Annotated in this window: 13 protein-coding genes; 5 read left to right on the top strand and 8 right to left on the bottom strand. The window is 67.5% G+C overall.

Annotated elements, in window-relative coordinates; all coding sequences use genetic code 11:
* The first annotated feature begins 10 nt into the window (after positions 1–10).
* From BR07_RS0106060 to BR07_RS23540, 5 genes are all read left to right on the top strand, one after another.
* Positions 11–1,033: an endonuclease domain-containing protein gene (locus BR07_RS0106060; RefSeq protein ID WP_027504660.1), complete on the top strand. Its 1,023-nt coding sequence runs from the start codon at positions 11–13 to the stop codon at positions 1,031–1,033.
* Positions 1,030–1,716: a hypothetical protein gene (locus BR07_RS0106055; protein WP_027504659.1), complete on the top strand. Its 687-nt coding sequence runs from the start codon at positions 1,030–1,032 to the stop codon at positions 1,714–1,716. The genes BR07_RS0106060 and BR07_RS0106055 overlap by 4 nt, the downstream gene beginning before the upstream one ends.
* Before the next feature lie 14 nt (positions 1,717–1,730).
* Complete coding sequence (locus BR07_RS0106050) at positions 1,731–4,850, top strand: helicase HerA domain-containing protein (protein WP_027504658.1); 3,120 nt, start codon at positions 1,731–1,733, stop codon at positions 4,848–4,850.
* 42 nt (positions 4,851–4,892) lie between these two features.
* Positions 4,893–5,897, top strand: coding sequence for an aldo/keto reductase family protein (locus BR07_RS0106045; RefSeq protein WP_027504657.1), 1,005 nt, complete (start codon positions 4,893–4,895; stop codon positions 5,895–5,897).
* 76 nt (positions 5,898–5,973) lie between these two features.
* Positions 5,974–7,518 (top strand): alanine/glycine:cation symporter family protein, encoded by a 1,545-nt coding sequence (locus BR07_RS23540; RefSeq protein WP_037184741.1) that lies wholly within the window; start codon positions 5,974–5,976, stop codon positions 7,516–7,518.
* 6 nt (positions 7,519–7,524) lie between these two features.
* Here the strand turns inward: BR07_RS23540 and BR07_RS0106035 are convergent, their stop codons facing one another.
* The 8 genes from BR07_RS0106035 to rplB all read right to left on the bottom strand — a co-directional run bounded on the left by BR07_RS0106035 (position 7,525) and on the right by rplB (position 11,600).
* Positions 7,525–8,217 carry a hypothetical protein gene (locus BR07_RS0106035; protein WP_027504656.1) on the bottom strand — a complete coding sequence of 231 codons (693 nt, stop codon included), beginning with the start codon at positions 8,215–8,217 and terminating at the stop codon, positions 7,525–7,527.
* 100 nt (positions 8,218–8,317) lie between these two features.
* Positions 8,318–8,599: a 30S ribosomal protein S17 gene (gene rpsQ / locus BR07_RS0106030; RefSeq protein WP_027504655.1), complete on the bottom strand. Its 282-nt coding sequence runs from the start codon at positions 8,597–8,599 to the stop codon at positions 8,318–8,320.
* Positions 8,596–8,841, bottom strand: coding sequence for a 50S ribosomal protein L29 (gene rpmC / locus BR07_RS0106025; RefSeq protein ID WP_027504654.1), 246 nt, complete (start codon positions 8,839–8,841; stop codon positions 8,596–8,598). Before rpmC ends, rpsQ begins: the two co-directional genes overlap by 4 nt.
* Positions 8,841–9,257 (bottom strand): 50S ribosomal protein L16, encoded by a 417-nt coding sequence (gene rplP, locus BR07_RS0106020; protein ID WP_027504653.1) that lies wholly within the window; start codon positions 9,255–9,257, stop codon positions 8,841–8,843. Before rplP ends, rpmC begins: the two co-directional genes overlap by 1 nt.
* Before the next feature lie 3 nt (positions 9,258–9,260).
* Entirely contained in the window at positions 9,261–10,064 is an 804-nt protein-coding gene (gene rpsC / locus BR07_RS0106015) for a 30S ribosomal protein S3 (protein ID WP_027504652.1), read from the bottom strand.
* Entirely contained in the window at positions 10,064–10,468 is a 405-nt protein-coding gene (gene rplV, locus BR07_RS0106010; protein WP_027504651.1) for a 50S ribosomal protein L22, read from the bottom strand. The genes rpsC and rplV overlap by 1 nt, the downstream gene beginning before the upstream one ends.
* Positions 10,465–10,746, bottom strand: a complete 282-nt coding sequence (rpsS, locus tag BR07_RS0106005) for a 30S ribosomal protein S19 (protein WP_027504650.1) — start codon at positions 10,744–10,746, stop codon at positions 10,465–10,467. The genes rplV and rpsS overlap by 4 nt, the downstream gene beginning before the upstream one ends.
* Positions 10,747–10,763: 17 nt before the next feature.
* The gene (rplB, locus tag BR07_RS0106000) at positions 10,764–11,600 is read right to left on the bottom strand and encodes a 50S ribosomal protein L2 (protein ID WP_027504649.1); all 837 of its coding nucleotides are present in this window, start codon (positions 11,598–11,600) and stop codon (positions 10,764–10,766) included.
* Positions 11,601–11,647: the final 47 nt, after the last annotated feature.

The following is an 11,647-nucleotide window of genomic DNA, read 5'->3' as shown; positions in this document are numbered from 1 at the left end:
GGGTGATGACGTGACGACACGCGTCGACACCGCGACGCCCTGGTGGCACGACGCCCCGCTCGACCGGGTCGTACGACTGTCCGGCGCCGCGATGAGGGATCTCGCCGAGTCGGTGGACCCGCTGCCGTCCGATGCTCCGGCCGCACTCTTCTTCACCCTGACGAACGGCTCCGCGTCGGAGATGGTGGACGCCGTCGTCGCCGCGATCGAGCAGGCCGCGCTCGACCTCGTCCCCTTCCTGCTGCCCGGCGACGTCGGCGACCGCTCGTCGCTGGCCCGCGACGCCGCTCGGGCACGAGCTCACGAGCACGCGTCTTCGAGCGAACACTTCGGCCCGTACCTGGCCCATCTCGCGGGCGCGTCGACGTCCGGACGCCCCCTGCGTGTCGACGCCTTCGCTCGCGAGACCCGAGCCGCCGGTGCCGCCCGCGTGATCGCCGACGTCCACGGGCGAGAGCGCGCCGTCCTCGTCGTGGACGTCCCCGCCGACGCCGACCCGGCAGCGGTGGCGACCGCCGCGGAATGGTGGTGCAGCACCGGGACGGGCGTGTGGTTGACCGGGGCCGGTGCACCCGCCGTGGACAGGTTCCCGGTGCTGACCGTGCGCACTCCGTCGACCCCGGACGACGTCGACACCATCGTCGACCGCTTCCGGCCGCTGAGCTACCCGCCCGTCGAGGGGCGTCCGCACGCGGCCAGCGCGGCGGAGATCCTGTTGGATCGCGTCCTCTCCACCCGCGAGTGGGCGGCGGGCCGACGCCACAACCGGTCCGTCCGTCCGACGACGTTGAGCAGACCGTTCACGCTGGACGTGTCGTGGGTCGATGAGAGGGTCGCCATCGAGATCGACGGCCACGAGCACCGTGCGCGTGCTCAGTTCGCCGACGACCGGTCCCGCGACAACCTGCTGCAGACGCACGGCTGGATCGTGCTGCGCTTCACCAACGAGGACGTGCTCGCGGACCACGAGAGCGTGATGACGATGATCGAACAGGCACTGCACCGACGACGATCGAAGGGGACTCCCACGTGAGCGCGAACGAGTTGACCGGCACCGAGGTGTCCGTGCTGATGGTGCTGATGGCCGAGGCACGCGCAGTGCGCAACCCCGAACTGTCGACACTCGGGCCCGAGTTGAAGAAGCCCCACCGGGACCACCTCGCGTCGCTCGGCCTGATCGAGGTGGGCAAGCAGGGTCGGACGATGACCGTCGAGCTCACCGACAAGGGCTGGAAGCACTGCTCCGACCTGATGGGCACGCAAGCGCCGAAGGGTGCGGCCGGCCCCGGCAAGGCCCTGTTCACCGTCATGGCAGGCCTCGGTCGGTGGTTCCATCGCGACGACGTACGTCCCGCCGAGGTCTTCTTCCCGCGCGACACTCCGACGTCGATCACGGCGCCGCCGACGCCACCCAACGCCATCGTCGCCCCCGCGGTCCGCGGTGAACTGTCCGCCGCGGACGTCGAACAGCGGATCCGGTCGACGTACGCGGACCTTGCTCGTGAGCCCGGGGCCTGGGTGCGGCTGTCGCGGCTGCGGCCCGCCCTGTCCGACATCTCGCGCACGGATCTCGACGAGGCGCTCGCCCGGCTGCGACGCGCCCCCGACGTCTCCCTCATCCCCGAGGAGAACCAGAAGACGCTGACCGACGAGGACCGCGCCGCGGCCGTCGATGTCGGCAACCAGCAGAACCACCTCTTGGCGATCGAACAGTGATGGGCGGCTCCACGATGACGACCACGAAGTCCGAACAGATCCGCGCTCTCGAGTCGGTGCGGCTGAGCTGGGCCCCCACACCCGACGACGTGTGGCGGTCCCAGTCGGACGTCCACGTGCCCGGGATGCACGAGCGGGTGTTCACCGAGGTCATGAGTGCGTACACCGACGCCGAGAACTCGGACGACGCCAGTCCGCTCGGCGTCGTCGTGCAGGGCCCCGCGGGTTCCGGCAAGACGCACCTTCTCGGGCAGGTCCGCGAGGAGGTGCAGTCGCGCGGCGGCTACTTCTTCCTCATCCGGCTCCTCGACGCCGCGGGTTTCTGGCGCTCGACGCTGATGGGCATGCTCGACGATCTCAACCGCCCATCGGGTCGCGGTGACGACAGTCAGCTCCGCCTGGTCCTGCAGCGGCTCTGCGACATCGCCGGCGTGAGCGAGGACCAGCGACGACAGGTCATGGGCGAGACCATGATCGACGCCGACACGCTGAACGAGTTCGTCACCGGCGTCTACAAGGCCCATCCCCGCCATCGTCGGACCTCCCAGCACACCCTGCGTGCCCTGGTCCTCTCGATCGCACCCGACGCGGCCGTGCAGGACATCGGCGACGCCTACCTGCAGTCGATCGACGACGTGGACGCCGACGAGTTCGAGTCGTGGGGCATCCGCCGCGCGGAGCTCGGTCACCAGGGCATCGCGGAGAACATCTCCCGACTGCTCGCGATCACGGGTCCCACCATCCTCGCCATCGATCAGATCGACACCCTCGTCGCGCAGGCGCGCACCGGCGCCGACAAGGACTACGCGGACGAGCAGGAGGACAAGGTGGTCGAGCAGCTCGCCCACGGTCTGATGACTCTCCGTGAGACGTTGCCGCGCACCGCCTCCGTGTTGTCGGCGCTGTCGAGCGCGTGGGATCTGATCGCCGCTCGCGGGGTCGCACCGATGCGTGACCGGTTCCGGGTGACGCAGCGGCTCAAGCCGATTCCGTCGTCGGACGTCGGCCGCCTGCTGCTCGAGCGTCGCCTCGAGGCGTGCTTCCGCGAGGTCGGCTTCGCCACCCCGCACCCGACATGGCCGGTGGCCGTCGACGCGTTCGACAAGGCGCCGGACTTCACTCCCCGCCAGCTGCTCATCGCCGTCGACAAGCACATCCGCCACTGCCTCGAGACGGGGGTCGCGACGGAACTGACCGACTTCGCCTCCAGCGGAGGGGGATCCGACACACCATCGCTCCCCACGGCCAAGCGATCCGAACTCGAGGCGCTCGACGAGCGGTACGCGCAGTTGCGGAGCGCCGCGGACGTGTCGACACCGCTCGAGCCCGGCACCGAGGACAGCCTCGTCCCGGCACTGCTCTCCGCCGGTCTCGACGCGTGGATCCACGAACACCAGTCGTCCGACGACAGCCTCGCGCAGGATCCTCCGCCGAGCGGCCGCCCGGCACTGCACGCACGGCTCCGCCACACCGTCGACAGCGACACCGACGACGAGGAACACTGGTGCTTCCGCGCCGTCTCCTCCACCAATGCCCGTGCGGCCCTGGCCCGTATCGAGCGGGCCGTCACCGCGGCGGGTCTCCACATCGACATGCCGCGCCGTCGGTTGATCCTCATCCGCAACGCACCGTGGCCCAAGGGCGCGAAGACGGAACAGACCGTGGCGGCGCTGCACCGCGCCGGTGGTGTCGAGGTGCCGCTGAGCGAGGACGATCGCCGCTCGCTGCACGCCCTGGGCGCTCTCCGGTCGGAGAACTCGCCGGCCCTCACGTCGTGGCTGCTCGCTCGCAAGCCGGCGCACGAGATCGCGTTGTTCCGCGAGGTGCTGCCCGACGCGAGCGTCGTCGACGACGATCAGGCACTCATCGAACCCGACGTGTCGCAGGCTCCAGCGGCAACTCCGCGCCGGGAGCAGATCGAGATGGGGACGGAGCTCAGCACCAACGCCGAGGTCCGCATTCCGCTCGAGGCGCTGCGCAAGCACACGGCGATCTTCGCCGGATCGGGCAGCGGTAAGACCGTGCTCATCCGCCGGCTGGTCGAGGAGTGTGCCCTGCACGGTGTCTCGTCGATCGTGCTCGACATCAACAACGATCTCGCCCGCCTCGGGACACCGTGGCCGGAGGACGAGCGCACGTGGCCGCCGGGCGACGAGGCGAAAGCTGCTGCGTACCTGCGGGACACGGACGTCGTCATCTGGACTCCGCGCAAGTCGTCGGGGCGGCCGCTCAGTTTCCAGCCGCTCCCCGACTTCGCCAGCGTCGTGAACGACAAGGACGAGTTCGACGCGTCCGTCGAGTCGGGCCTCGCGGCGCTGGCTCCCGCCGCACTGGCGACGGGCACCACGGAGAAGGCGAAGCACCGCCAGGCGGTGCTGCGCGCGGCACTCGACGGGTTCGGGCGGCGCTCGGCCGGCGACATGTCGGACTTCATCGACCTGCTGGAGAATCTCCCCGCCGACGCCAGCGATCTGCGCGACGCCGTGCGCATCGCGGCCGATCTCGCCGAGAACCTCAAGGCCGCGATGACGAACGACCCGATGTTCGCCGGGTCCGGCACTCCCGTCGATCCGGGCGTGCTGCTCACCCCGGCCGAGGGGAAGAAGGCGCGCGTGTCCGTCATCAACCTCTCGGGGCTCACCACCGAGGAGCAGAAGCAGAGCTTCGTCAATCAGCTGCAGATGGGTCTGTTCGCCTGGATCAAGAAGAACCCGGCGGGTGATCGACCGCTCGGCGGACTCTTCGTCATGGACGAGGCGCAGAACTACGCGCCCTCGGACAAAGCGACACCGGCCACGCACAGCACGCTCGCACTCGCGTCGCAGGCCCGGAAGTACGGCCTGGGCCTCGTCTTTGCGACCCAGGCCCCCAAGGGGCTGCACAATCGCATCGCCGGGAACGCGGCCACCCAGTTCTACGGCCTGCTGAACAGCCCCGCCCAGATCCAGGCGGCGCAGGAGATGGCGCGCGCCAAGGGCGGCTCCGTGCCCGACGTCGGACGTCTCCCCGCAGGTCAGTTCTACGCGGCCGTCGAGGGTTCGGAATTCCGGCGTACGGCCACTCCCCTGTGCCTCACCTTCCACCCGAAGAGTCCCCCCACCGAAGAGGAGGTCCTCGCGCTGGCGCGCGAGTGAGAGGAGAAGTCCTGGCGCCGGCGCGCGAGTAGCGTTGTTCGCATGGCTTACAGATTTCTGGGCAACAGCGGACTCAAGGTTTCCGAGATCACCTACGGCAACTGGCTCACCCACGGGTCGCAGGTGGAGAACGACGTCGCGACCGCCTGCGTGAAGGCGGCTCTCGACGCCGGCATCACGACGTTCGACACCGCGGACGTCTACGCCAACGGCGCGGCCGAGACCGTGCTGGGCAAGGCGGTGGCGGGCGAGCGTCGTGAAGGTCTCGAGATCTTCACCAAGGTGTATTTCCCGGTCGGCGAGAAGGGCCCGAACGACACGGGGCTCTCGCGCAAACACATCTTCGAGGGCATCGAGAACTCGCTGCGACGCCTGGGCACCGACTACGTCGACCTCTACCAGGCGCACCGATACGACCACGAGACGCCGCTCGAGGAGACCATCGCCGCCTTCGGTGACGTCGTCCAGCAGGGCAAGGCGTTGTACATCGGTGTGTCCGAGTGGACCGCGGACCAGCTCCGCGAAGCGCAGACACTGGCCCGGCAGCGCGGTTTCTCCATCGTCTCCAATCAGCCTCAGTACTCCGCACTCTGGCGCGTCATCGAGTCCGACGTGGTCCCGGCGTCCAAGGAACTCGGTATCTCGCAGGTCGTCTGGTCACCGCTGGCTCAGGGCGTCCTCACGGGCAAGTACGTTCCCGGACAGTCGCTTCCCGAGGGCTCGCGCGCGACCGACGACAAGGGCGGCGCGGACATGATCTCGCGTTATATGAACGACGAGACGCTGACGCGCGTGCAGAAGCTGAAGCCGATCGCCGACGACCTGGGCATCACGATGTCCCAGCTCGCCATCGCCTGGGTGCTGGCCAACGACAACATCGCGGCCGCTCTCGTCGGCGCGTCTCGTCCCGAGCAGATCGCCGACAACGTCAAGGCGCAGGACGTCACCCTCGACGCCGACGTGCTCGCCAAGATCGACGAGGCGTTGGGCGACATCGTCGAGAAGGATCCGTCGAAGACGGTGAGTCCCGAGAAGCGTCTGGTCTGAGGTCAAGATCAGGTAAAGGATCGGTCAGATACGCCTCAAGGCGTGCAGGATCCGGGATGCCGGGGTCGAATGAGACATGACTTCCGTACCCCGGATCCTTGCGGCCGACGGTGGCACCCTCACCACCATCGAGAATGCCATCAATTCCACCTTCGAACCCGTCACCGAGGCGGTCACCACCGTCGTCTTCTTCTCCGTCGACATCGGCGGCGCGTCGGTGCCTCTGGTCGTGATCTGGCTCCTGGCCGCCGCGATCATCTTCACGGTCAACTTCAAGTTCCTGCAGGTACGCGGCGCCACACACGCGGTGGAACTGGTCCGCGGGAAACACGACGACCCCACAGCACCCGGCGAGGTGAGCCACTTCCGCGCCCTGACCGCCGCCGTGTCCGGCACCGTCGGGCTCGGCAACATCGCCGGTGTCGCGGTCGCGGTCACCCTGGGCGGACCCGGTGCCACGCTGTGGATGATCCTCGCCGGCTTCCTCGGTATGGCCACCAAGTTCGTCGAGTGCACGCTGGGTGTGAAGTACCGCGACGTCCACGAGGACGGCACCGTCTCCGGTGGTCCCATGAAGTACCTCACCAAGGGGCTCGCGGAGCGCGGGATGAGCCGAGTCGGGAAGATCATGGCCACCGTCTACGCCGTGATCATCATCTTCTTCGGCATCTCCGGCGGAAACATGTTCCAGGCGAACCAGACCTACGCTCAGGTGCGCAGTGTCACCGGTGGCGACGAGGGTTTCCTCGGCTCGGACGGCGCGAAGTTCGGTTTCGGGCTCGTCGTCGCCGTCGTGATCGGGCTGGTCATCATCGGCGGGATGAAGTCCATCTCCGCCGTGACGGCCAAGCTGGTTCCCGCCATGGCCATCGTGTACGTGCTGGGATGCGCCGTGGTGATCGCCGTCAACATCGAGCAGGTCCCCGGCGCCATGAGTGCGATCGTGACGGGCGCCTTCTCCCCCACGGGCGTGGCGGGTGGCGTACTGGGCGTCATGATCATCGGCATCCAGCGCGCCGCGTTCTCGAACGAGGCGGGACTGGGTTCGGCCTCCATCGCGCACTCGGCAGTCAAGACGCGTCATCCGGTCACCGAGGGATTCGTGGCCATGCTCGAACCGTTCATCGACACGGTCGTGATCTGCACGGCCACCGCTCTGACGATCGTCATCGCGAACACGCAGTCCTGGCAGGACCAGCGCGCCATCGTCGCGGAGACCGGCGCTCTTCCTGCCGGCGGCGTCACACTCACCTCGGACGCGTTCGAGACGGTGCTCCCCTGGTTCCCGTACATTCTGACGGTCGCGGTGGCGCTCTTCGCGCTGTCCACCGCCATCACGTGGGCCTACTACGGGTCGCAGGCGTGGACGTCCCTCTTCGGCCGCAGCGCCCTCGCCAAGCACAGCTTCAACGTCATCTTCTGCCTCTTCACCGTCGTCGGCACGGTGCTGTCGCTCGGATCCGTACTGGACTTCGCGGATGCGGCGCTGTTCGCCCTGGCCTTCGTCAACATCATCGGCCTCTACCTGCTGCTTCCCGTCGTGAGGCGGGAGCTGCGCGACTACATGGCGCATCGCCGGGGCGAGACGGTGGCGGTCGACGACCTGGACGTCACGGGCTGACCGCGCCTACGCCTCCAATGCCCCCGCGATCCGCTGTTCGATCTGTGCGTACGCCGTCGTCGGCAGCGTCACCAGGCCCTCGAGCTCGGTGCGCGCCTTGCGGTACGCCGCCTGCCGCTCGGCGGGGGTCGAGGCGCCGTCCAAGGCCATGCGCAGCAGCGACTGCGCGCGAGTGAGTCGGTTCTGCTCCGCCTCGCTGAAGTTTCCGCGGCGACGACGCTTCGCCTCGGACTCGGCGGCGGTGAACGCCACGGCGTAGTCGTGCACGGCCGAGCGGTAGAGCCGCTGCGCCTCGACATCGCCGACCAGTTCGTCCGCCGCCGACGGCCGGAGGGAGTCGGCTTCGAGCTTGGCTCGGTGGAAGGCCACCGTCATCGGGTCGCGCATGTTCGTCATCATGGGGAACTCGAGCAGGTTGATGACGTCGGTCTCGTAGGCGAACCACCGAGCGTTCACGTCGTCGTGCTCGGCGAGCGCCTTCTCGACGGATCGACGTTGTGTCTCCGCGTCCTGCTTCGTGGACTTCGAGAGTTCGAGCGCTGCGACCTTGGCCTGCTGCTTGATGCGGTACCGCTCGAGGCGACGATCCGCACGTCGCTCGTTGGCGGCGCTGACCGCCTTGGCCGCACCCGCGATGGACCCGCCGAAGACGAACCACAGCCACCAGTACTGGCCGGCGAACTGCATCACACTGTCCATGCCGATCCCCTCTCGTCCGGCCATCGTAGCGAGGACCGGAGAACGCAGAACGACCCCGCACTCACGAGGAGTGCGGGGTCGTCCATGGGTGCTGCAGGTGTTACTTGGCCTTCTCGAGGACCTCGACCAGTCGCCAGTGCTTCGTGGCGGACAGGGGGCGGGTCTCCATGAGCTGAACGCGGTCGCCGACGCCGGCGACTCCGTTCTCGTCATGGGCCTTGACCTTGGTGGTGCGTCGGATGATCTTGCCGTAGAGGGCGTGCTTCACACGGTCCTCGAGCTCGACGACGATCGTCTTCTGCATCTTGTCGGAGACGACGTATCCGATACGCGTCTTCCGGCTGTTGCGGGTGGTCTCTTCAGTCACTGTTTCCTCGCTCATGCTGCGTCACCTGCCGTGTCCTCGGAAGGTCCCGCGGCAAGCCCGAGCTCGCGCTCGCGCATCACGGTGTAGATGCGCGCGATCTCGTGGCGGACGACGCGCAGCCGACGGTTGTTGTCCAGCTGGCCGGTGGCCATCTGGAAGCGGAGGTTGAACAGCTCCTCCTTCGACTCACGAAGGCGGGTGATCAGTTCTTCGTCGCCGAGCTCGCGGAGCTCGGCAGCCGGGGTACCGGTAGCCATCAGAACTGAACCTCCCTCGTGATGATGCGTGCCTTGATCGGCAGCTTGTGAATCGCGCGCGTCAGTGCTTCACGAGCGATCTGCTCGTCCGGGTAGCTGAGCTCGAAGAGCACGCGGCCGGGCTTGACGTTGGCGACCCACCACTCCGGCGAACCCTTACCGGAACCCATGCGGGTCTCGGCAGGCTTCTTCGTGAGCGGACGGTCCGGGTAGATGTTGATCCAGACCTTGCCACCACGCTTGATGTGGCGGGTGACGGCGATACGGGCTGCCTCGATCTGACGGTTGGTGATGTAGGCGGGCTCGAGAGCCTGGATGCCGTATTCACCGAAGGTCACCTGAGTTCCGCCCTTGGCGGCACCCGAACGCTTGGGGTGGTGCTGCTTGCGGTGCTTGACCCGACGGGGGATCAACATGCGTCAGCCCTCCTTCTGCTCGGTCGTAGCGGGTGCATCAGCGGTTGCGGTCGCTGCGCGGCCGGCCTCGGTGCTGGTCGCCGTGGTGCCCGAGGCACCGCTGCGACGCGGACGAGACGGACGCTCACGACGGGGACGATCGCCTGCCGGAGCAGCGGCGGCGACAGCTTCACGCTTGCCACCGACGATGTCGCCCTTGTAGATCCAGACCTTCACGCCGATGCGACCGAAGGTGGTCTTCGCCTCGTAGAGGCCGTAGTCGATGTCCGCACGCAGCGTGTGCAGCGGAACGCGACCTTCGCGGTAGAACTCGGAACGGCTCATCTCCGCGCCGCCGAGGCGACCGGAGCACTGAACGCGGATGCCCTTGACGTTCGGCTGACGCATGGCCGACTGAATGGCCTTGCGCATCGCACGACGGAAAGCGACACGGTTCGAGAGCTGCTCGGCCACACCCTGTGCGACGAGCTGTGCCTCGGACTCGGCGTTCTTGACCTCGAGGATGTTCAGCTGGACCTGCTTGCCGGTCAGCTTCTCGAGCTCGGAACGGATGCGATCCGCCTCGGCGCCGCGGCGACCGATGACGATGCCCGGACGCGCGGTGTGGATGTCGACGCGAACCCGATCACGGGTGCGCTCGATCTCCACCTTGGCGATGCCGGCGCGCTCCATGCCCGTGGCGAGGAGCTTGCGGATCTGCACGTCTTCCTTGACGTACTCCGCGTACTGCTTGTCTGCGTACCAGCGGGACTTCCAGTCGGTCGTGATGCCGAGGCGGAAGCCGTGCGGGTTGATCTTCTGGCCCACTACTGAGCTCCCTTCCGGCGACCACGTGTCGAGCCGCCGGTCTTGGGCAGGCTCTCCACGATGACCGTGATGTGAGATGTGCGCTTACGAATGCGGAACGCACGACCCTGGGCACGAGGCTGGAAACGCTTGAGGGTCGCGCCCTCGTCGACGAATGCAGCCGAGACGATCAACGTGCTCGGATCGAGATCCAGGTTGTTCTCCGCGTTGGCCGCTGCCGAGGCAACGACCTTGGCGACGGGCTCGCTGGCAGCCTGCGGTGCGAACTTGAGGATGTTCAGGGCATCCTCGACGCTCTTTCCGCGGACCAGGTCCACGACGCGACGGGCCTTCATCGGCGTCACGCGAACGTGCTTGGCCGTGGCCCGGGCGATCGGGTTGTCGGTGGGGGTGAAGTTGGTCATCGCCGCTTCGCCTTCCGGTCGTCCTTGATGTGACCCTTGAAGGTCCTCGTCGGCGCGAATTCACCGAGCTTGTGTCCGACCATCGCATCCGAGACGAACACCGGGACGTGCTTGCGACCGTCGTGGACGGCGAAGGTGTGACCGATGAAGTCGGGGGTGATGGTCGAGCGGCGTGACCAGGTCTTGATGACCTGCTTCGTGCCCTTGTCGTTCTGAACGTCCACCTTTTTCAGGAGGTGGTCGTCGACGAACGGGCCTTTCTTCAGACTGCGTGGCATCTGCTACTCCCTCCTGATTATCGCTTGTTCTTGCCGGTGCGGCGGCGGCGGACGATGAGCTGATCGCTCGGCTTGTTCTTGCGGGTACGGCCTTCCGGCTGCCCCCACGGGCTGACCGGGTGGCGACCACCGGAGGTCTTGCCCTCGCCACCACCGTGCGGGTGGTCGACCGGGTTCATGACGACACCACGGACGGTCGGGCGCTTGCCCTTCCAGCGCATACGGCCGGCCTTGCCCCAGTTGATGTTGGACTGCTCGGCGTTGCCCACCTCGCCGACGGTGGCGCGGCAGCGCACGTCGACTCGACGGATCTCACCGGACGGCATACGCAGCGTGGCGTAGGCGCCTTCCTTACCGAGGAGCTGAGCACCGGCACCGGCGGAGCGGACCATCTTGGCGCCGCCACCCGGACGAAGCTCCACCGCGTGGATGGTGGTACCCGTCGGGATGTTGCGGAGCGGGAGGTTGTTGCCGGGCTTGATGTCGGCCGTGGCACCCGACTCGATGGGCGAACCCTGCGAGATGCCCTTCGGCGCGATGATGTAGCGCTTCTCACCGTCTGCGAAGTGCAGCAGCGCGATGTTGGCGGTGCGGTTGGGGTCGTACTCGATGTGAGCGACCTTGGCCGGCACGCCGTCCTTGTCGTTGCGGCGGAAGTCGATGAGCCGGTAGGCGCGCTTGTGACCGCCACCCTTGTGACGGGTGGTGATGCGGCCGTGTGCGTTGCGGCCACCGCGGCCGTGCAGCGGGCGGATGAGCGACTTCTCCGGTGTCGAGCGCGTGATCTCCGCGAAATCGGAGACACTCGCGCCACGACGACCGGGAGTGGTCGGCTTGTACTTACGAATTGCCATGTTTGTCTCGTCCCTTGATCCTCGAGGACCCTCTGAGCTCCGGCCGC

Source organism: Rhodococcus sp. UNC23MFCrub1.1, assembly GCF_000686025.1.
In the GTDB taxonomy this organism is placed as follows: Bacteria; Actinomycetota; Actinomycetes; order Mycobacteriales; family Mycobacteriaceae; genus Rhodococcoides.
This window is presented reverse-complemented; position numbering and strand designations above follow the sequence as displayed.